The organism is Ancylobacter pratisalsi, assembly GCF_010669125.1.
Classification (GTDB): Bacteria; Pseudomonadota; Alphaproteobacteria; order Rhizobiales; family Xanthobacteraceae; genus Ancylobacter; species Ancylobacter pratisalsi.
The window spans coordinates 2,364,732-2,385,784 of record NZ_CP048630.1; the positions used below are offsets into that span (position 1 = coordinate 2,364,732).

Annotated in this window: 18 protein-coding genes; 12 read left to right on the plus strand and 6 right to left on the minus strand. The window is 66.9% G+C overall.

Annotated elements, in window-relative coordinates:
• The first annotated feature begins 218 nt into the window (after positions 1–218).
• Genes dapB through G3A50_RS11210 form a run of 3 tightly spaced genes read left to right on the plus strand, consistent with a single transcriptional unit; the run spans position 219 to position 2,073 of the window.
• Positions 219–1,034 (plus strand): 4-hydroxy-tetrahydrodipicolinate reductase, encoded by an 816-nt coding sequence (gene dapB, locus G3A50_RS11200; RefSeq protein ID WP_163075355.1) that lies wholly within the window; start codon positions 219–221, stop codon positions 1,032–1,034.
• 20 nt (positions 1,035–1,054) lie between these two features.
• Complete coding sequence (locus G3A50_RS11205) at positions 1,055–1,678, plus strand: 2,3-bisphosphoglycerate-dependent phosphoglycerate mutase (RefSeq protein ID WP_163075356.1); 624 nt, start codon at positions 1,055–1,057, stop codon at positions 1,676–1,678.
• Between the two features lie 53 nt (positions 1,679–1,731).
• On the plus strand, positions 1,732–2,073 hold the full coding sequence (locus G3A50_RS11210) for an SMR family transporter (RefSeq protein WP_163075357.1): 342 nt from the start codon (positions 1,732–1,734) through the stop codon (positions 2,071–2,073).
• Positions 2,074–2,094: 21 nt separating this feature from the next.
• Here the strand turns inward: G3A50_RS11210 and G3A50_RS11215 are convergent, their stop codons facing one another.
• Both G3A50_RS11215 and G3A50_RS11220 read right to left on the minus strand, forming a co-directional pair.
• On the minus strand, positions 2,095–2,988 hold the full coding sequence (locus tag G3A50_RS11215) for a methylated-DNA--[protein]-cysteine S-methyltransferase (RefSeq protein ID WP_163075358.1): 894 nt from the start codon (positions 2,986–2,988) through the stop codon (positions 2,095–2,097).
• Between the two features lie 69 nt (positions 2,989–3,057).
• Positions 3,058–3,588 (minus strand): DUF2244 domain-containing protein, encoded by a 531-nt coding sequence (locus tag G3A50_RS11220; protein WP_163075359.1) that lies wholly within the window; start codon positions 3,586–3,588, stop codon positions 3,058–3,060.
• A 187-nt stretch (positions 3,589–3,775) separates the two neighbouring features.
• Here G3A50_RS11220 and nth point away from each other — a divergent pair, with 187 nt between their 5' ends.
• The gene (nth, locus tag G3A50_RS11225; RefSeq protein ID WP_163077560.1) at positions 3,776–4,570 is read left to right on the plus strand and encodes an endonuclease III; all 795 of its coding nucleotides are present in this window, start codon (positions 3,776–3,778) and stop codon (positions 4,568–4,570) included.
• Here the strand turns inward: nth and G3A50_RS11230 are convergent.
• From G3A50_RS11230 to G3A50_RS11240, 3 genes are all read right to left on the minus strand, one after another.
• Complete coding sequence (locus G3A50_RS11230; protein ID WP_163075360.1) at positions 4,506–5,216, minus strand: sulfate transporter family protein; 711 nt, start codon at positions 5,214–5,216, stop codon at positions 4,506–4,508. The two genes, nth and G3A50_RS11230, sit on opposite strands and share 65 nt — an antisense overlap.
• A 186-nt stretch (positions 5,217–5,402) precedes the next feature.
• Positions 5,403–6,260 (minus strand): hypothetical protein, encoded by an 858-nt coding sequence (locus tag G3A50_RS11235; RefSeq protein WP_163075361.1) that lies wholly within the window; start codon positions 6,258–6,260, stop codon positions 5,403–5,405.
• On the minus strand, positions 6,257–7,168 hold the full coding sequence (locus tag G3A50_RS11240) for an NAD(P)-dependent oxidoreductase (protein WP_246251616.1): 912 nt from the start codon (positions 7,166–7,168) through the stop codon (positions 6,257–6,259). The genes G3A50_RS11235 and G3A50_RS11240 overlap by 4 nt, the downstream gene beginning before the upstream one ends.
• 207 nt (positions 7,169–7,375) lie before the next feature.
• Between G3A50_RS11240 and hutC the strand changes: the two genes are divergently transcribed.
• Together hutC and G3A50_RS11250 are read left to right on the plus strand one after the other, a co-directional pair.
• Positions 7,376–8,113, plus strand: a complete 738-nt coding sequence (gene hutC, locus G3A50_RS11245) for a histidine utilization transcriptional repressor HutC (RefSeq protein ID WP_163075363.1) — start codon at positions 7,376–7,378, stop codon at positions 8,111–8,113.
• A gap of 111 nt (positions 8,114–8,224) precedes the next feature.
• The gene (locus G3A50_RS11250; protein ID WP_163075364.1) at positions 8,225–9,415 is read left to right on the plus strand and encodes a CaiB/BaiF CoA transferase family protein; all 1,191 of its coding nucleotides are present in this window, start codon (positions 8,225–8,227) and stop codon (positions 9,413–9,415) included.
• A 16-nt stretch (positions 9,416–9,431) separates the two neighbouring features.
• Here G3A50_RS11250 and G3A50_RS11255 read toward each other — a convergent pair whose 3' ends face one another.
• On the minus strand, positions 9,432–10,220 hold the full coding sequence (locus G3A50_RS11255; protein WP_163075365.1) for an enoyl-CoA hydratase/isomerase family protein: 789 nt from the start codon (positions 10,218–10,220) through the stop codon (positions 9,432–9,434).
• A gap of 190 nt (positions 10,221–10,410) precedes the next feature.
• Between G3A50_RS11255 and G3A50_RS11260 the strand changes: the two genes are divergently transcribed.
• The 6 genes from G3A50_RS11260 to G3A50_RS11285 all read left to right on the plus strand — a co-directional run bounded on the left by G3A50_RS11260 (position 10,411) and on the right by G3A50_RS11285 (position 21,053).
• Positions 10,411–12,399 carry a hydantoinase/oxoprolinase family protein gene (locus G3A50_RS11260; protein WP_163075366.1) on the plus strand — a complete coding sequence of 663 codons (1,989 nt, stop codon included), beginning with the start codon at positions 10,411–10,413 and terminating at the stop codon, positions 12,397–12,399.
• A complete protein-coding gene (locus G3A50_RS11265; RefSeq protein ID WP_163075367.1) occupies positions 12,396–12,728 on the plus strand; it encodes an acetone carboxylase subunit gamma in 333 nt (110 codons plus the stop codon). Before G3A50_RS11260 ends, G3A50_RS11265 begins: the two co-directional genes overlap by 4 nt.
• A gap of 37 nt (positions 12,729–12,765) precedes the next feature.
• Complete coding sequence (locus tag G3A50_RS11270) at positions 12,766–14,925, plus strand: hydantoinase/oxoprolinase family protein (RefSeq protein WP_163075368.1); 2,160 nt, start codon at positions 12,766–12,768, stop codon at positions 14,923–14,925.
• Between the two features lie 11 nt (positions 14,926–14,936).
• Complete coding sequence (locus G3A50_RS11275; RefSeq protein WP_163075369.1) at positions 14,937–16,991, plus strand: hydantoinase B/oxoprolinase family protein; 2,055 nt, start codon at positions 14,937–14,939, stop codon at positions 16,989–16,991.
• Between the two features lie 343 nt (positions 16,992–17,334).
• Positions 17,335–19,635 carry an FdhF/YdeP family oxidoreductase gene (locus G3A50_RS11280; protein WP_163075370.1) on the plus strand — a complete coding sequence of 767 codons (2,301 nt, stop codon included), beginning with the start codon at positions 17,335–17,337 and terminating at the stop codon, positions 19,633–19,635.
• A 2-nt stretch (positions 19,636–19,637) separates the two neighbouring features.
• Positions 19,638–21,053, plus strand: a complete 1,416-nt coding sequence (locus tag G3A50_RS11285; protein WP_163075371.1) for a cytochrome ubiquinol oxidase subunit I — start codon at positions 19,638–19,640, stop codon at positions 21,051–21,053.

Sequence of the window (21,053 nt, forward strand, 5' to 3'; positions counted from 1 at the left end):
CCGTCAGGCAAGCTCCGCGGCGACGCGCCGTCCTACGATAAGGATAACATTCTTGCGCATTACGGCGCCCTTCCTTCGTAAAGTTGCGCGAGCTGTACATCTGCGGATGGCGCGCGTCAAGCGTTGCGCCATCAAACGCGCAGAATGACGGGCAAACAAGCACTTTTCGTGACATGGGAACGTCGCTATACGCCATGCTCACGCGTGGGAGAGTGGTCATGACGCAGATGCGGTTGGTCGTCGTCGGTGCCGGCGGGCGGATGGGACGCACCCTTATCCGCGCCATCATCGAGGCCCCCGATCTTGCCCTCGCCGGAGCGATCGAGCCGGCGGGCAGCGAGCTGATCGGGCGCGACGCGGGCGAACTGGTGGGGCTGCCCGCGCTCGGGCTCGCGGTGAGCGAGGACGCGCTGGAGGCCTTCGCGGCCGCGGAAGGGGTGATCGACTTCACCGTTCCCGCCGCCAGCGTCGCCTTCGCCGCGCTCGCGGCACAGGCGCGCATCGTGCACGTCATCGGCACGACGGGTTTCTCGCAAGAGGACGAGGCCAAGATCGAAGCGGCCTCGCGGCACGCGGCGATCGTGAAGTCGGGAAATATGAGCCTCGGCGTCAACCTTCTGTCCGCGCTGGTGAAGCGGGTGGCACGCACGCTGGATGAAGGTTTCGACATCGAGATCGTCGAGATGCACCACAACCGCAAGATCGACGCGCCCTCCGGCACGGCGCTGCTGCTCGGCCAGGCGGCGGCGGAAGGGCGCGGCGTCTCGCTGGCGGAGAACGGCGTGTTCGAGCGCCATGGCCACACCGGGGCGCGCAAGGCCGGCGACATCGGCTTCGCCACGTTGCGTGGCGGCACGGTGGTGGGCGACCACAATGTGATCTTCGCCGGAACGGGCGAGCGGATCGAGCTCGGCCACAGGGCCGAGAGCCGCGAGATCTTCGCGCGCGGGGCGTTGGCGGCCGCGCGCTGGGCGCGCGGGCGCAAGCCCGAGCTCTATTCGATGGTCGACGTCCTCGGCCTTGCCGATTTCTGACCGAACTGGAGAACGATCCGATGTCCGAACGCCTTCTCGTGCTCGTCCGCCACGGTCAGAGCGAATGGAACCTGAAGAACCTGTTCACCGGCTGGCGCGACCCCGACCTGACGCCGCGCGGCGTCGAGGAAGCGCACCGGGCGGGCCAGCGCCTCAAGGAACAGGGCTACCAGTTCGACATCGCCTTCACCTCCAAGCTGTCGCGCGCGCAGAAGACGCTGCAGCTCGCGCTGGGAGAGCTCGGCCAGACCGGGCTGGAGACGGTCGAGGACATCGCTCTCAACGAGCGCGATTATGGCGACCTGTCGGGCCTCAACAAGGACGATGCGCGCGCCAAATGGGGCGAGGAGCAGGTGCATGTCTGGCGCCGCTCCTATGATGTGCCCCCGCCCGGCGGCGAGAGCCTGAAGGACACCATCGCCCGCACGCTACCCTTCTATGTCACCGAGATCCTGCCCAAGGTGCTGCAGGGCAAGCGCACGCTGGTCGCGGCCCATGGCAACTCGCTGCGCGCCCTGATCATGGTGCTGGAGAAGCACACGCCGGAAACCATCATGAAGCGCGAGCTGGCCACCGGCGTACCGGTGATCTACCGGCTGAAGGCGGATTCCACGGTCGAAAGCGTCGTCGATCTCGCCGATTGACGCGCGCACCGAATGACGCGGAGCGGTGAGCTCCGAACCGGGCAGGACGTTTGATGAATGCGGCGCTGATCTATCTGCTGCTGTTCGTCGCCATCGCCGCCGAGGTGGTGGCGACCACGGCGCTGGCGCGCTCGGACGGGTTTGCCCGACTGATACCGACGCTGATCGCGCTGACCGGCTACGGCATCGCCTTCTGGTGCCTCTCCATCGTGCTGCGCACCCTGCCCACCGGCATTGTCTACGCGATCTGGTCGGGCTTCGGCATCGTGCTGATCGCACTGGTCGCCTGGCTGTTTCAGGGCCAGAAGCTGGACGCGCCGGCGATTGTGGGCCTTGGCCTCATCCTCGCCGGCGTGCTGGTGGTGAACCTGTTCTCGACCTCCATCACCCACTGAGGCGGTGGCCGGGCGCGCGGCTCACACCTCGCCCCATTCCTTGCACAGCTGGCCGGCTTCCCAGCCCAGGATCGCCCGCTTGCGGGTGAGGCCCCAGTGATAGCCGGTGAGGTCGCCATCCTTGCCGAGCACGCGATGGCAGGGCACCACGAAGGACATCGGGTTCTTGCCGATCGCCGCACCGACCGCGCGGGCCGCCTTGGGCTTTTCGATCCGGCCGGCGATGGTGGAATAGGTGGTGGCCTTGCCGAGCGGAATGCGCATCAGCGTCTCCCACACCCGCACCTCGAAATCGGTGCCGATGAAGACGATGCGCAGCGGATCCTCCGGGTTCCAGGTGCTCTGGTCGAAGATGCGCGCCGCGTAGGGGGCGGTGGCGAACGGGTCCTCGATATAGAGCGCGTTGGGCCAGCGCCGGCGCATGTCGGCCAGTGCCTTGTCTTCCTCGCCTTCATCGGCGAAGGCCAGGCCGCACAGGCCACGCGGTGTGACCATGGCGAGCGCCGAGCCGAACTGGGAGGCGTGGAAGCCATAGCGGATCACCAGACCGGCGCCGCCTGCCTTCCACTCGCCCGGCGACATGGATTCGTGGACCACGAACAGGTCGTGCAGCCGGCCGGGGCCCGAAAAGCCAAGCTCATAGGCGGCGTCGAGCACATTGTCGGATTCGGTCAGGATCCGCCGGGCGGCGTCGAGCGTGACGGCCTGGAGGAAGTCCTTCGGGGTGAGCCCGCACCAGCGGCGGAAAAGGTCGGTGAGGGCGCGGGGGCTTACCCCCGCGGCGCGCGCGATTTCCTCCACCTCCGGCTGGTCGCGGAAGCGCAGGTTCACATATTCCACCGCGCGCCGAACGATTTCGTAATCGGCGGCGGCAATTTCCAGCGGGTGGGCGGCATCCAGGTTGGGCGCAAGCACGGGCAATCTCCTCCTGCTGGGATGAGAGGATCACAGCGTAAACGGCCGGGCCACCCGATTTCGACCGGCTCAGGGTGTGGAGCGTACCACGCCCCGCTTGGCGGTGCCGAGCGCGAAGGAAAGCCCTTCGGCCAGTTCCTCGCGCTGGGCTGTGTGCAGGAAGCCGCCGACCTCCACAACGTCGCCGCGCGAGCGCAGCGCGAGGCGCTGGAGGCCGTAATCCTCCATCGTTTCCCTGTCGAGCCGGGTCCAGAGCGGGTTCATGCGGGCTTCGTCGGCGCGGCCGGCGGGATCGACTTTCACGACCGTGATGAGGCTTGGCGTGACAGTGATTTCCTCGCGGGCGCGCGCGGCGTTGAAATTCATTCGGAACGCCCACCAGATCGCCAGCACATCGAGGCCGAACACGCCGAAGACCGGCCAGGCGCCCATGAGCAGGAAGGCGGTGCCGCACACGAAACTGATCGCCGCGACCACGACCATGACAATGACGAACCCGCGCCGGTCGAGCGAGCGATAGGGCTCCAGCCTCGCCTGATAAAGCGTAGGCTCGTGGGCCTCGTGGCCAAAGGAGGGCGGGACGGTCTTTGCAGTGCTCATCGCCGGGCATTATAGGTCGAAAATGACCGAAGATGACAGGGATTCGACGCCGCGTGGCCGGCGTGCCGGCACGGGCGGCAAAGCGGCCAAAGCGGGGGGCGCCAAGGCCTCGGGAGCCAATGGTTCGAGAGCCAATGGTTCGAGAGCCAATGGTTCGAGAGCCAAGGGTTCGAGAGCCAAGGCTTCCATCAAGCCAGCCGGGACCTCTCCCGCCAAGGGCCGGGTAACGGCCACGTGCGCGGCGGCTGTCGCGGCCACGCGGCCCGCCCGCCGTCGCGCCGTCGCCAATGCCGCCGCCGCGGCGATCGGCGGAGCCTTCACGCCGTGGAGCCCGGAGGAGGTCGAGGCCGCCTTTGCGCGCTTCGAGGCCGCGGACCCCGAGCCCAAGGGCGAGCTTGATTATGTCGACGCCTTCACGCTGCTCGTGGCGGTGGTGCTCTCGGCCCAGGCGACCGATATCGGGGTGAACAAGGCGACGCGCGGCCTGTTCCAGGCAGCGCCCACGCCCGAGGCCATGGTCGCGCTCGGCGAGGAGGGGGTGGCGCAGCATATCCGCACCCTCGGCCTTTATCGCGGCAAGGCGAAGAACGTGGTCGAGCTGTCGCGCCGGCTGATCGCGGAACATGGCGGCGTGGTGCCCGCCGACCGCGCGGCGCTGGAGACGCTGCCGGGCGTCGGCCGCAAGACCGCGAATGTCGTGCTCAATATCGCGTTCCGTCACCCCACCATCGCGGTCGACACCCACCTGTTCCGGGTGGCGAACCGCACGGGCCTGGCGCCCGGCAAGACGCCGCTGGAGGTGGAACTGGGCCTTGAACGCGAGATCCCGGAGCGGTTCATGCTCCACGCCCATCATTGGCTGATCCTGCACGGGCGCTATGTCTGCAAGGCGCTGAAGCCGGACTGCCCGCGCTGTCTTATTTCGGACCTGTGCCGTTGGCCGCAAAAGACCCCCGCCGAGCATAGGAACGCGAGCGGGTGAGCCGCTTGTGCAGACGCACCATGAAGATGGTGGCGAAGATCGGCGTGATGAGATTGAGGATCGGCACCGACACGACCAGCGCGATGATCATGCCGGCCGCGAAGACCGCGAGCGAATGGTGCCGGCGCACGATGGCGGCTTCGTCCTCGGTGCGGTAGCGCATGGCCGCGAGCTGGAAGTATTCCCGCCCGAGCAGGTAGCCATTGGCGACATAGAACACGACGAGGTTGACGCCCGGCACCAGCAGAAGCAGCAGCGCGACCAGGTTCACCGCCAGCATGAGGCCGAAGAACTTGATGCTGAGCACCAGCGAGCGGCCGACGGGCAGCGCCTTGCCGACATTCTGTTCAAGGAATTCGTTGCGCTCGACCTGCTCGGCCACTTCGTCGGAGAAGAAGCCGGCGACAAGCGAGGTGACGGGCGGCACCAGAAACACCGCTCCAGCAAAGATCCCTACCGCCGCAAGGATGTCGATGGTGATGTTCGCCCAGTCCCACTGCAGGACGACCAGGTAGGTAAGCGCGTAGTAGCACCCCACCCCCAAGACTATCAGCATACCGATCGCGAGGATGACCGAGCGCATCAGGAAGCGCCGATACTCTCGGGAGAAGGTCTGAACGAAGGATCTGACTGCGTCCTGAAGCATAGATGATTCACCTGTGACATCTCTAGCTAAGCGTTCGCGGGCAAGCGCTCAAGCGTTCGTGTCACGGCGGCGTGGGCTTTGGCGGGTGTCCATCGCTTGCATTTTGCGAATCAGGTGCAGAGTCACGATTCGTTCTCTCGTGAACAAAGGGTGATTCCGATCAAGGGCTTAGCGGGCCGCGCCGCGTCAGTAGGCGCGGGGCAGCCTTTCGGCGAGTTGGGCGATCGCGGTGCCGGTCATGCCGCGCAGAGTGTCGTCGCCAATCGCCAGGAAGGTGCCCGGCGGCACAACGGGCCAGCCGCTGCCTGTCTCGCCGCCCATGGCTGGGTCGATGGCTGGAAGGCGATGGCCAAGGCGCTGTCCGCCGTCGATCTGGAGGGTCGGGCCGGCGTCGCCGCCCCACGGCATCAGCAGCGCGTCCGCGAGGCTGCGGGGCACCCGCGTATCGGCAACGATGACCGGCTTGGCGTAATAGTGGGCCGTGTTCGCCAATGGCCTGGCGAACTGGGCGAACAGGTCCCGGTCGCTACCTTCACGCCCGAGGATGAGGACAAGACCCGCGCCGGCCGTGCAGCAGGCCTCGATCAGGCCTCTGAGTATCGCGCCGCCCTGCGCCGCCGCCTGCGCATCGGTTCCGCTGCCGAACCAGGTCGGGCCCGGTAGCATGACCATTACCGGAAGGGCGCGCTTCAGCTCGGCCGCCAGACGGGCGACGGTGTCGAGAAGCGGGGCGGCCGCAGCCCGTACGGCGTCGGGGTCGGGCAGCGGCAGGTCCATGGAGTGGGGTTCCGTGCCCTGCGGGACAGGATCCTCGCCCGCGGCCTGGCGGATGATGCGGTCGAACCGCACGGCCACCGTGTGGGTCCCGAGAAGGCGTTGCATATTGACCAGCGCCCGCGTCAGCCGCGCGGGTTCGGCCATCAACTCCGCCATGTCCGCGTCTTCGAGCGTGGCGGCGGTCTCGAACAGGGTCGAGAACAGCGGCGGGGCGGCGGCTCTGCCGGTGCGCAGATAGTCGGTCGCCGAGACCACGGGCGCGCTCATGAGCCGGCCTTCGGGTCGGGCGCGGGGCCGATGCGGCGTCCCTCGTTGCGGCGTTCGATCTCAAGCGCCATGGCCGCGATGTCGGCTTCGCCGAAGCCATCCTGCGAGAGCCTGCCGAACATGCCGCGCGAGAGCGTGGCGACGGGGAGATCCAGCCCGTCGCGTTCGGCGAGGTCGGCGGCGGCGTTGAGATCCTTGAGGAAGGTGCGGATGTGCCCGCCGGGCTCGAACTGGCGTTCGATCATCCGCTCGCCGTGAAGGCGCAGCACCTTGCTGTCGGCATAGCCGCCGAACAGCGCCTCGCGGGCCCGCTCGACCGCGACGCCGGTCTGCGAGAACAGCATCAGCGCCTCGGCGACCGCAGCCAGTGCGGCGCCGGAGATGATCTGGCTGCCGAGCTTGGTGATCTGGCCCGAGCCGGCCGGGCCGACATGGATGGCGCGGCCGAAACAGCCGAGCACCGGCTGCGCGCGCTCAAACGCATTGACCTCGCCGCCGACCATGATTGCCAGTGTTCCCTCCACGGCACCTGGCGGGCCGCCCGAGACCGGGGCATCGAGATAGAAGACGCCGTTTGCCGCCAGACGGGCGGCATTGGCGCGGGCCGCATCGGGATGCAGCGAGGTGAGGTCGATGACGACGGTGCCGGGCGCCAGCGCTTCCAGCATCGCCGGCGCGAACAGCACATCCTCGATCGCCGCGGCATGTTCGAGGATGATGCACACGATCCCCGCGCCCGCCACCGCTTCAATGGGGGTGGAGGCGATCGCCGCGCCGTGTTCTTTCAGCGGATGCGCCTTCTCCTGCGTCCGGTTCCAGGCGGTCAGCGCATGTCCGGCGGCCAGCAGCCGCTCGGCCATCGGCCGGCCCATCAGCCCGGTGCCCAGGAACCCAATCCGCTCCGCCACGACCGTCCCCTTGTCGATCCCAATCCGCATTATCTTAGAGCGCACCCGATACATGTCTAGACAGGTTTGGAAAAACGCTCTGGAATCAGGTTCGAGACCGTGCCATGGCATAATTTGTCATGAGATGAGGCGGCGAGAGCCGGCCGGGCGGGCGGCCCTTGCCTGCCGGGACGCGCCGCGACCCGACCAGGCAGGGTGGACCGCGCAGTGACCGTTTCCCTCGACCAGTTTCCCCAGGACCCGGCGCCGCTCTATGAGCGTGTCGAGCGGTTCATTCTCGGCAAGATCGAATCAGGCGAATGGGGCACCAGTCATCGCCTGCCGAGCGAACCCGAATTTTCCCGCCTTCTCGGCATTTCCCGCATGACGATCAACCGGGCCATGCGCGAACTGGCGCGGCGCAATGTGATTGACCGCATTCCGGGCGTGGGCACCTTCGTCGCCAGCGCCAAGCCGGCTTCGGCGGCGGTGGAGATCCACAACATCGCCGACCATATCCGCTCGCGCGGCGAGGTGCATTCGAGCCGGGTGATCGAACTGCGCGCGGTGGTGCCGCCGCGCGAGGTGAGCTTCGGCATGGGCACGACGGAGAAGACGAAGCTGTACCGGGCGCTGATCGTGCATTGCGCCAATGACGTGCCGGTGCAGCTGGAAGACCGCTACGTGCTGCCCGCCTTCGCCCCGGACTTCCTGAAGCAGGACTATGCCAAAGGAAGCACCACCGCCTATCTGTTCTCCATCTCCCCGCCGACCGAATCCGACCACCTGATCGAGGCCATGGCGGGGCGCGAGGAATGGTGCCCGCATCTCGACATCGCACCGGGCGAGCCCTGTCTGGTGGTCAAGCGCCGCACCTGGGTGGGGACGACGATCACCAACTACATGACCTTCGTGCATCCGGGCTCGCGCTACAGCCTTTCGGGACGCACCAGCAGCCGCGACTGATGCGCTGGGCCGGTGGCGCGCTGCCGTTGGTGCGAATTATCTAGGCTTGTATAGATAGGGTGGTGGCGCTTAAGTAGGCGCCTGCTTCATTGCCTGCCTCGGGAGATCAAGGTGGCCGGATCAAAGCCGCTCGACGGCATTCGTGTACTCGACTTTTCCCGTGTTCTTGCCGGTCCGTTCTGTACTGCCCTGCTGGCCGATGTCGGCGCCGAGATCATCAAGGTCGAGCCGCCGCAGGGTGATGACTACCGCCATATCGGCCCCTTCACCGGCGGCGAGGGTGGGCTGTTTCTGCTGATGAACCGCAACAAGCGCAGCATGGCGCTCGACCTCAAGCAGGACGAGGCCCGCGCGCTGGCTCATGAGCTGATCGCCAAGAGCGACGTGCTGATCGAGAATTTCCGGCCGGGCGTCGCCGATCGTCTCGGCATTGGCTACGAGCAGGCGCGGGCGATCAATCCCGGCATCATCTATCTCTCGATTTCCGGCTTCGGGCAGGAGGGGCCGCTGTCGAAGCGCCCTTCCTACGACATCGTCGCGCAGGCCATGGCCGGCATGATGAGCATGACGGGCGAGCCTGATGGCTCACCGACGCGGGTGGGTGATGCGCTCGGCGATCTGTCCTCGGGGCTCTATGGCGCCTGGGCGGTGGCGGTGGCGCTGGTCGGCCGGCTGCGTGGCGGACCGGGACGGCGGATCGACGTCGCCATGTTCGATTCCATCTTCTCGCTGCTGCCGACGCCGCTGAGCCTGATGCTGTTCGCCGGCGCCAGTCCGACGCGCACGGGCAACCACCACGCCATTTCGACGCCCTTCGGCAGTTTTGCCGCGCGTGACGGCCAGGTCATCATCGCGGTTGCCAATAATGCCCTTTTCATCCGGCTGGCGGGCGCGATGGGGCAGCCTGAGCTTGCCACCGATCCGCGCTTCTCCAGCGACAGTCTCCGCACCGCGCACGCGGATGTCCTCAAGCCGCTGGTCGAACAATGGACGCGCGGATTTTCGGTGGACGAAGTGGTGGAGAAGCTCGACGCCGAGGGCGTTCCCGCCTCGCCGATCTGGTCGATCGAACAGGCGGCGTCCAGCGCTCATGTCGCCTTCCGCAAGCTGTTTGCCGATGTCGAGCATCCGGCCGCCGGCAGCATTCGGGTGATGGAGCAGCCGGTGCATTTCCAAGGCATGGCGCGGGGCGAGGTGGCGCCTGCTCCGCTGCTGGGCGAGCACACGGACGCGATCCTGGAGGAGGTGCTCGGCATGCCGGCCGAGCGCCGCGAGGAACTGCGACGCGCCGGCGTTATCTAGCCGGCTTCGTTTCCCGTCATTTGGCGCGACGGCTGGCCCGTGCCTCAAGAAACGCCGCCATCGCCGCGCGCTGCTCGGGCGTGCCGTAGAGCGGAGCGCCGATGCGCCCCTCCTGCCGTGTCGCTTCCGGCAGGGGGAGGGTGAGCGGCAGGGCGAGCGCGGCCTTCATGGCCTTGAGCGCGGGCGGGCTGAAGCCGGCAAGCTCCGTGGCCAGCGTGTCGACGCGGGCGTCGAATGCCTCCTCCGAGCAGACCTCGCTGACCAGCCCGGCGTGGAGCGCGCGCTCGGCCTGGATGATGGCGCCGGTCAGGCACAGATGGCCCGCGCCCGGCGCCACCCGCAACAGCCGCGCGATGCCGCCGCCGCCGGGCAGAATGCCGAGCTTGATTTCCGGCAGGCCGAAGCGGGCATCTTCGCTGGCGAGGCGGATATCGGCGGCCAGCGCCAGCTCCAGCCCGCCGCCCAGGCACCAGCCGCGGATGGCGGCGATGACCGGTACCGATAGCCCGGCCAGAAGGTCGTGGAAGTCGGCAATGGAGTCCGACAGCGCGATGGAGCCCGCTTCGTCGAGGTCGATCAACTCCTCAATGTCGGCGCCGGCGACGAAGGCGCGCTCCCCGGCCCCGCGCAGAACGATGACGCGGGTGTCGGGAGAGGCGCCGGCATGTGCGACGGCGTCAGCCAGTTCGGCCCGGAGGCGGTTGTTCAGGGCATTGAGGTGCTGGGGTCGGTCGATCACGATGCGGGCGATCCCGCCGGTGATGTCGAGCCCGATCCGCCCTGCGTCCGCCGCGATCTCCGCCATCTGTGCCCGTCCCTGCCGGTGCCTGCCTGGCCTTGCGCGCCATTGCGGCACCGTCCGCGATGGGCTGCCTAAACTTTGAACGCGGCACTCTCTTCCGCGCCGCCGGTATCTATGTTTACCTGTATATACAGATTGAACGGGAACGGAAGTCCGGTCATCCGAGGCTTCCGGTAAGCGGCGGAGTCTCGGGGTGTACACCATCGATATCGACACCGGCGGAACCTTCACCGATGGCTATGTGGCGGGTCCCGAGCGCAAGGTCGGGGTCAAGGTGGACACCACCCCCCATGATCTGACGCTGTGCTTCTGGAACTGCATCGAGAGCGGGGCCAGGGCGGTGGGGCTGGCGACCAGCGAATTGCTGGCGCAAACGCGCGTGGTGCGCTTTTCCTCCACCATCGCCACCAATGCCGCGGTCCAGCTCTCCGGTCCCAAGCTCGGCGTCATCGTCACGCGCGGGGCCGAGGACACACTCTACGGGGTGGGTGCTGACAATCCGCTGTTCGCCTTCCTGCCGGCGCGGCTGGTGGTCGGGCTGGACGAGGAGGTGGACGCGTCGGGCCGGGTGGTGAGGGCCCCCTCAACCGACGAGATTGAGGAAAAGGCGCGGGCCATACTGGAGCAGGGCGCGCGCATGGTCGTCATCTGCCTCGCCAACGCCCACCACAATCCGGCCAACGAGAAGAAGGTCCGCGCGGTACTGGAGGCCTCCTATCCGCGGCACTATCTCGGCGCGGTGCCGATGCTGGCCTCGCACCAGATTTCCATGGTGCCGGATGACGCGCTGCGCACCAACACCGCCGTGATCAACGCCTATTTCCACCGCTCGCTGGCGCAGTCGCTCTACAAGGCGGAGGATCTGGTCCGCAACAACCGCTACCGCCATCCGCTGATGGTCGTGACCGCGGATTTCGGGTGCACCCGCGTGGCGAAAACCCGGGCCATCAACGCCTATCAATCCGGTCCTGCGGCCTGCGTGCGCGGTGCCGGGGTGACAGCGGATGCGCTGGGTCATGCCAAAGTGCTGGTGATCGATGTCGGCGGCACGACCTCGGATGTCGCCTATATCGCCAATGGCCGTCCCAACGGCGCCAGCCAGCGCCCGATCCGTGACGTCGACGTGCTCCAGCGCATTCCCGACATCATCTCCTATGGCGTTGGCGGTGGCTCGAAGATACGGGCGAAGGGCGGCGCGCTCAGCGTGGGTCCCGACAGCCAGGGCGCGGTGCCGGGCCCTGCCGCCTTCGGGCTTGGCGGCTCGATGGCGACCCCGACCGATGTCTGGCTCGCCCTCGGACTGATCGAGGCTGATGCCTATCTGGGCGGGCGCAAGAAGCTGAAGGCCGAGCTGGCGCGCGGCGTGATCGAAAAGCAGATCGCCGCGCCTCTCGGCTGCACGGTGGGAGCCGCCGCGCTTGCGGCCAAGGAGGCAGTCGAGGCCCGGCTGGCGGCGTATATCCGCGAGGGTCGCTTCCTGGCGGAAGGCGCGGACTTCAGTGACGTGACGCTTTATGCGGTCGGCGGGGGCGGGGGGCTCCTGACGGTGGGCGTTGCCGAGAAGCTCGGCGCCGGGAGCGCCTATTTCCCCCTCACCGCGCCGGTGTTTTCCGCCTTCGGGGCGTCCACGCTCGATGTCGCTCATCATTACGAGGCGATCCTGCCCGCCGGCGCCGAAATGGCGGCGATCGAGGCGAAGATCACGGTCATGACGGGCGAAGCCGCGCGCGACATGCGTGGCGAGGGCTTCCTGCCCGCCGATGTGGACAGCACGATCGAGGCGACGGTCTACCAAGGCCGTGAGCCGGCAGGCGGCATCGGCCCGCTTCCGCTCGGCGAGGAGGCGATGACGGCGATCGGTGCGCTGGTTGGCACGGCGGGCCGCGGGGCCGGCTATATCGAGCTGCGCCTCACCGCGACCGGGCGCATTCCCCATCCGGTGCTCGCGGCGCTTGGCGCGCGGGCGGCCGATGCCGATGGCGCGCTCGCCGGCAGCCGCGAGATCATCACGCCCGAGGGCCGTGTCCGCGCGCCGGTCTACCGCTTCGACGAGCTGCCGATCGGCGCCGCCATCGCCGGTCCGGCCATCGCCGAGACCGAGCATACCTCGATCCTCGTGCCGGCGGGGCGGACGCTGGAGATCGACAGCCATGGGGGCGGCGTTGTGGAGATCACGTCATGACCGGGAAGGTTGAGATCACCGAATATCTCGCCATCGATCTGGCCAGGGAGCGCTGGGAGTGCCGGCGCTGCGACCACGATCTGGGTTCGGCGCGCGCCAACTACAAGGAAGGCTGCGTCGTGGCCGACCGCGACCCACGCGAGGTTCACGAGCCGGTGGTGGAAGGCGAATACACCTTCGCGCCCGACCCCGAATGGTGCCGGCTGGTCGAATTCTACTGCCCGAACTGCGCGACGCTGATCGAGGTCGAGTACCTGCCGCCCGGCCATCCGATCACCCACGACATCGAACTCGACATCGACGCGCTCAAAGCCCGGCACGGGGCATGAGCACGCCCAGCTTCGCAGCCTTCGCGGGGATGCACGCATGACCACCGCAATCGACATCGACATCGGCGGCACCTTCACCGACTGCTATATCGCCCGGGGCGATACCAGCGTGTGGTGCAAGGCGCGCACGACCGCCTACGATCTCTCGGTCTGCACCCTGCAGGCGATCGAGGAGGGCGCGGACAAGCTCGACATCTCGGTCGAGGAACTGCTCGCCGAGACCGGCATCGTGCGCTACTCCTCGACCATCGCCATGAACAAGCTGATCCAGCGCAACGGCCCCAAGGTCGCGCTGATCACCACCCATGGTTTCGAGGACACCATCTTCATCGGCCGCTGCAGCCAGTGGGCCGACGGCCTGCCCTTCAAGACCACGCGCAACATCGCGCGCATGAAGCGCCCGCAATCGCTGGTCGACCGCGAGATGGTGGTCGGGGTCGCCGAACGCGTCGATTCCACCGGCGAGGTCATCTATCCGCTCGACGAGAAGTTGTTCCTGGAACAGCTGCGCGGCCTGGTCGACCGGGGCGCCCGCAGCTTCGTGGTCTCGCTGCTGTGGTCGTTCATGAACCCCTCGCATGAGCAGCGCATCAAGGAGCTGATCCTGGAGGAATATGGCGACGCCTATCTCGGCTCGATGCCGGTCTTCCTCTCCAGCGAGGTCTCGCCGCGCATCTTCGAGTATCCGCGCACGATGATGACGCTGCTGAACGGCTATCTTCATCAGGCGATGTATCACGAGCTGATGGGCATCGCGGAGGAGTTCCGCGAGCGTGCCTACCGCAAGCCGCTGATGATGGTTCACAACACCGGCGGCATGGCCTCCGTGCTGAAGACCTCGGCGGTGAACACCTTCAATGGCGGGCCGGTCGCCGGGGTCATGGGGAGCTTTCACCTCGCCCCGCTCTACGGCTTCAAGAACGTGATTTCCGCCGATATGGGCGGCACCAGTTTCGATATCGGCATGGTGGCCGAGGGCTCGACCCGTTTCTACCAGTTCCAGCCCGTCATCGACACCTGGACGGTGGACGCCACCATTCTCGACGTGCGCTCCATCGGGGCGGGCGGTGGCTCGATCATCCAGGTCAACCCGCTGCTGGGCAACCAGCTCACGGTCGGGCCCGAAAGCGCGGGCTCGCATCCCGGCCCCGCCTGCTACGACCAGGGTGGCGCACTGCCCACCGTCACCGACGCGGACGTCGTGCTGGGCTATCTCAATCCCGACACCTTCCACGGCGGACGCCTCACGCTCGACCGCGCGCTGGCCCGCAAGGCGGTAGAGGAGAAGGTGGCCGGGCCGCTGGGCATCCCGGTGGAGGAAGCCGCGCTGCTGGCCAAGCGGGTCATCGACGGCACCATGGGCGGCGAGATCTACAAGGAGACCGTGCTCAAGGGGTTCGACCCGCGCGACTTCATCCTGTTCGCGCTGGGCGGTGCCGGGCCGGTCCATGCCACCGGCTTCGCCGAGGCGGCGCAGCTCGAGACCGTGGTGGTATTCCCCTATTCCTCGACCTTCTGCGCCTTCGGCTCCTCCACCATGGACATCGTCCATCTCTACGAGCAGTCGCTGCATCTCCACCTGATGGACCTGCACGGCAGGACCTTTGACGATTTCGCGACCTTCAACGCGGTGGTCGACGCGCTGATCGAGCGCGGCCGGCAGGACTTCCGCGGTGAAGGGGTGGATCCCGACAGGGCCGAATGGCAGCTTGAACTGGACATGAAGTTCGGCGGCCAGCTCAACACCAGCCGCACCATCTCCCCGGTGCTGCATCTCGGCTCGGCCGAAGATGTCGGCGCGCTCTACAAGGCGTTCGAGGCCGACTATGCCGCCGCTTACAGCGCCATGGGCCTGACCCCGGAGGCGGGCGTCGAAATCGAGAATTTCGTCATCCGCGCCACGGTGCGCATGCCCAAGCCGGCGGTGAAGAAGCTGCCGCTGTCGTGCGCCGACGCCTCGGCGGCGCGCACCGGCACCCGCGCGGCGTTCTGGCAGGGCATCGGCTGGCACGACACCGACCTTTACGACCGCGACCGGCTCGTCCCCGGCAACGCGTTCGATGGTCCGGCGCTGATCGAGGCGTCTGACACCACCATCGTCATCGAGCCGGGCTGGAACTTCCTGCTCGACGAATACGGCAACGGTCTCATCCGCCGCCTCGGCACCGCACCTCGTCCCCGCTCGCAAGAAGGCTGAAGGAGCGCGCTATGTTCGACATGGAACTGGTCACGTCCGGCCTCAAGCCGACCCCGGCGACCCCCGAGGCGCTCGCCGCCATGGAGGAACTGGGGCCGGGCGACTACGAGATCTTTTCCGAGAAGCTGAACATGATCCTGGAGGAGGGCAAGAAGGTGATGACCCTGATGGGCATCTCCTCCATGCTGCATTCCGGCGACACCATGGCCGGCCTCTACACCGCCGAGGGCGACCTCGTGACCACGGCGTGCGGCACCTATCTGCACTGCGTCACCGGCCAGATTCCGGTGAAGTTCATCCTGCGCTATTTCGAGCAGGACCCGAGCGTGGGCGTGCGCGAGGGCGACGTGTTCTACTGCAACGAGGCGATCTATGGCGGCATCCACAATCCCGACCAGTTCGCCATCATGCCGATCTTCCATGAGGGGGCGATCGTCTCCTGGGTCGTGGTTGGCGCGCACCAGTCCGAGACCGGTGGCAAGGAGCCGGGCGGCGAGATCACGACGGCGGTGAGCCGTCACGACGAGGGCATGAAGCTCACGCCGATCAAGATCGGTGAGAACTACCGGCTCAAGACTGACATTCTGATGATGATGGAGAACTTCATCTCGCGGGCGCCGCGCATGCAGGTGACGGATGTGAAGGCGCGCGTGGCGGCGTGCGACCGCATCCGGCTGCGCGTGCAGGAACTCGCCGCCAAGCGCGGCGCCCGCTTCCTGTCCGGCCTGTTCCGCAAGATGATCAAGGAATCCGAGGACGGCGCGCGCAAGCGTATCTCGACCTGGAACGACGGTGTCTATCGCCATGTCGTCTTCATCGACACCACGGGCGCGGAGGCGAGCCTGCTGCGGGTTCCGATCGCGGTCCACAAGAAGGGCGATCACCTTACCATCGACCTGACCGGCACGTCCCCCGAGCACGAGGGCTCGTTCCAGGCGCTGGCGCCTTCGGTGCGGGCGCATTGTGCGGTGAATCTCTACCAGTTCCCGTTTCACGATTTCCCGATCTCGGCGGGAACCATGGAGCCGGTGGATTTCATCATTCCGCACGGGACCATCATGGATCCCGACCCGGAGGCGGCGATCTCCTGCTCGCCGATTACCGCCTCGGCGGTGTTCCCGCTGCTTGGCGTCGCGATTTCCAAGATGATGTATGATAGCCCCCAGCGCGATTTGGTTTGCGGCTTCTGCTCGTCCAATTCCTCCGCGCCGATGATCGCCTGCACCAACCAGCACGGGGCCAAGGTGGTGGACTTCATGGGCTTCCCGCTCAACGCCTGGGGCCTGTCGGCGCGCCACGACATGGACGGTATCGACGCCTTCGGCTTCCCGCACGGGCCGTGGGGCAAGGGGCCGGACGTAGAGGACATCGAGCGCGCCTTCCCGCTGCTGCATCTCTACCAGAAGAACATGCCGGATTCGGGTGGCTTCGGGCGCTACCGCGGCGGCAATGGCGTGACCATCGCCTATGTCGTGCACAAGGTGCCCTATGCGGTGTTCACCGCGACCACCAAGGAGTCCAAGTTCCCCACCCATACCGGCCTGTTCGGTGGCTACTCCGAAACCGTGGTGCCGGCGATCCGCGTGATCGAGACCGACGCGATCGCGGCGATGGAGGACGGCACGGTGCGGCTGGCGGACGGCGATGTGGATCTGGTGAAGGACAACCCCTTCGGCGGCAGCATCGTCATGGAGCATCAGGCGCGTCCGGCCCGCGTGGTCCATCGCGGCGAGATCATCTGTTCCTCGACGCAGGGTGGGGGCGGCTATGGCGACGTGCTGGAGCGTCCCGCCGTCGAGGTTGCCGAGGATGTGCGCACCCGCGCGATCACGCGCGAGACCGCGCAGCGGGTCTATCACGTGCTGCTGGAGCCGGGCACCTTCACCGTCGACGTGGAAGCGACGGACGCCGCCCGCATGGAGGCCCGCCGCGCCCGTCTCGCCCGCGCCCGCCCCTATGGCGAATTCATGCGCGAGTGGACGCAGAAACGCCCGCACCCGCAGGCGCTGAAGTTCTTCGGCTCCTGGCCGGATGCCAAGCCGAACCGCGAGGTGATCCGCATCTGACAGCGCCCGGCCGCGCCGCCGGGAAGCTGGCGCAGCCCACACCCGGGCATGATAATCCGCGCCGGCGGAGGGCCATCCGCGGTCGCCCGGCGGCTGCCACGGCATGCGGCATTCGCCTTTCCAAAATGACGGATTTTCGCATTCGGACGGATGAAATTCAGGTGCTCTATACGCATGTATAGGGCCTTCAAAGCCAAGATATATTTGGAGACACCCAAGTAGAGTGGCGAGCGCCGCCACCATTCCTATCCTCTGACCGCAAGCCAAAGCGCAACGCCTGTCCTGAGCAGGCGTTTAGGGCCCCGGCATCGCGACATGAAGCCTTCGGTCAGAGGAGACATCCATGGGGATCGTGAAGACCATTCGGCCCTATCACCAGCCCGCCGGCGGCTGGGGCGCCTTGAAAGCGATGGGGGAAGCCCTCGTCGAGCAGGATATCCCCGCAGCCGGCATGGCCCTTCTCTCGCGGATGAACCAGCCGGGTGGCTTCGATTGCCCCGGCTGCGCGTGGCCCGATGCCAAGCCGACCTCTCCTTTCGAGTACTGCGAGAACGGCGCCAAGGCAGTCGCCTGGGAGGCGACGGACAAGCGCTGCACGCCCGAGTTCTTCGCCGCGCATAAGGTGAGCGACCTTGAGGAGTGGAACGACTTCGACCTCGAAATGGTCGGGCGTCTCACGCATCCGATGCGCTATGACGGCGGCAGCGACACCTATGTCCCGGTGAGCTGGGACGAGGCCTTCGCCACGGTGGCCCGCCATCTCAACGCGCTGCCCAGCCCGAACATGGCGGAGTTCTACACCTCCGGGCGCAGCTCCAACGAGGCGGCGTTCCTCTATCAGCTCTTCGTGCGTGAGTACGGCACCAACAACTTTCCCGACTGCTCGAACATGTGTCACGAGGCGACCAGCGTCGGCCTGCCGCTGTCGCTTGGCGTCGGCAAGGGAACGGTGCTGCTCGAGGATTTCGAGAAGACCGACGGCATCTTCATCTTCGGCCAGAATCCCGGCACCAACTCCCCGCGCATGATGACGGAGCTGCGCAACGCCTCCCGGCGGGGGGCGACCATCATGTCGTTCAACCCGTTCCGCGAGCGGGCGCTGGAGCGCTTCCAGTCGCCGCAGAACCCCGTGGAAATGGCTACCCTGACGTCCACGCCGATTTCCTCGCGGCTGTTCCAGGTCAAGGTCGGTGGGGATGTGGCGGTCATCAAGGGCATGATGAAATGGCTGGTCGATGAGGACCGGCGCGCCCTGCGGGAGGAGCGCATGCGCGTCCTCGACTGGGACTTCATCAAGGGTCACACCGCCGGCGTCGATGCGCTGGTGGCTGATCTCGACGCGACCGACTGGGTCGACATCGAGCGTAAGTCCGGGCTGGCGCGCGCCGATATCGAGCTTGCAGCCGAAGCCTATGCGAAGGCCGAGCGCGCCATCCTCGTCTTCGGCATGGGCCTGACCCAGCACCGGCACGGTGCCAAGAATGTCCAGCAACTGGCGAATCTCGCGCTGCTGCGCGGCAATGTCGGGCGCGACGGGGCGGGGGTGTGTCCGGTGCGCGGCCATTCCAACGTGCAGGGCGACCGCACGGTGGGTATCACCGAGATCCCCAATGAGGCCCTGCTCGACGGCCTCGCCGCCCGCTTCGGCTTCGAGCCGCCGCGCGCACCGGGCCACAATGTCGTCGCCGCGCTTGAAGCCATGGTGCGGGGCGAGGCGAAGGTGTTCATCGGCCTTGGTGGCAATTTCACGGCGGCCATTCCGGACTGGCAGGCGACGCAGGCCGCGATGCGCGAGCTGGAGCTGACCGTCCAGATCTCCACCAAGCTCAATCGCAGTCATCTCATCCACGGGCGCGAGGCCCTGATCCTGCCGTGCCTCGGACGCACCGAACTCGACATGCAGGCGACCGGCCCGCAGGCCGTGACCGTCGAGGATTCAATGTCGATGGTGCATGCCTCAAAGGGTCTCCGGCAGCCGGCTTCGGAACATCTGATGAGCGAGCCGGCCATCATTGCCGGCATCGCCCGCGCAACGCTGGGCGCGGGCTCCAAGGTGGCGTGGGAACGCCTCGTCGGCGATTACGCCCTCATTCGCGAGGACATCGAAGCGGTGTTCCCGATCTTCGAGGGCTACAATGCGCGCATCGCCCAGCCGGGCGGATTCCACCTGACCTCTCTGGCGCGTGAGCGCATCTGGGCCACATCGTCCGGCAAGGCGAATTTCCTCGTCTGCGAAGGGCTGTGCGAGGACCCCGCGATCGACGATCGCGAGGCGCTGTGGCTGACCAGCGTACGCAGCCACGACCAGTACAACACCACGCTCTACTCGCTCTCCGATCGCTACCGCGGCGTCTATGGCCAGCGCGACGTGCTCTTCCTCAACGAGGCGGAGATGCAGAAGCGCGGGCTTTCCGCCGACGAGCGGGTCGACATCGTGACCATGTCGCTGGATGGCGTGGAGCGCCGGGTCAACGGCTTCCGCGTGGTGCCCTACGCGTTTCCGGACGGTGCCTGCGCGGCCTACTACCCCGAAATGAACCCGCTGGTGCCGCTCTACGCCCATGATCCCCAGAGTTTCACCCCCTCCTACAAGGCCGTGCCGGTCCGCCTCGTGAAGGCCACCACCCAGTCGGGAGCGCGCTGACCATGACCGCCGTCGATCTCGCCCGCATGCAGTTCGCGTTCACCGCGGGCTTCCACATTCTGTGGCCGACCTTCACCATCGGCATCGCCTGGTTCGTCACGCTGCTCAGCTTTCTGTGGTGGCGTACCGGCAAGCTGGTCTATCGCGACCTGATGCGTTTCTGGATGCGCATCTTCGCCCTCGGCTTCGGCATGGGGGTGATCACCGGCATCGTGCTCAGCTACGAGATCGGCACCAACTGGGCCGGCTACTCTCGCGCGGCGTCCAACGTGCTCGGTCCCCTGTTCGTCTACGAGACGCTGACCGCGTTCTTCCTGGAGGCCGGTTTTGTCGGAATCATGCTGTTCGGCGAGGGCAAGGTGGGCAAGGGCCCCCATTTCTTCGCCTGCCTCATGGTGGCTTGCGGGGCGCTGTTCAGCGCGACCTGGATCATCGCGGCCAATAGCTGGATGCAGACGCCCGCCGGCGCGGTGGCGGATGCCAATGGCGTCTTCCATGTCACCGACTGGTGGCAGGTGATCTTCACCTCCTCCTTCCCCTACCGCCTCGCGCACATGGTGTGCGCCAGCTTCCTCACCGGTTCCTTCATCGTCGCCGGGGTCTCGGCCTGGCATTTGTGGCGCCGGCAGCATGTGGAGGCTTCGCGCACCGCGTTCTCACTGGCGATGTGGCTCGCCCTCATCGCGGCGCCGACGCAGATCGTTCTCGGCGACATGCATGGGCGCAATACGCTGGCCGAGCAGCCCGTGAAGCTCGCCGCCATGGAGGGGCTGTGGGACACCACGCGAGGCCCGGGCATGACCGTCATCGCCTGGCCGGACATGAGCGAGCAGCGCAACCTTTACGCCCTCGACATTCCCCATCTCGCGAGCCTCTACCTGACCCATAGCTGGGATGGCGAGGTGAAGGGATTGAAGACCGTCGCGCCCGCCGACCAGCCCAACGTGCCCGTGGTGTTCTTCGCCTTCCGCATCATGGCCGGCATCGGCGTGCTGCTGCTGGCGGTGGCGATCACCGGGCTTGTGCTGCGGGTGCGCGGCCGGCTGTTCGCGACACGTTGGTTCCAGCTTCTCGCCATGGCGACGACGCCGCTGGGATTCATTGCCGTCGTCGCCGGCTGGACGGTGACGGAGGCGGGGCGCCAGCCCTGGGTCGTCTATGGCCAGTTGCGCACCATGGACGCGGTGTCGCCGGTCAGCACCGGCGCGGTCGCGTCGAGCCTCATCGCGTTCTTCCTCATCTACAACGTGCTGCTGCTCAGCTTCTTCTGGTTCGGCGCCCGCATCGCGCTGAAGGGGCCCACGGATACCTCGCCACCCACCCGCGAGCATCCCGGCCTCGACCGCATCAACACAAGGGCGCTGGTCGACACCACCGGCGCACGGACCACCGGTTCCATCGAACAGGCAGGAGCCTGA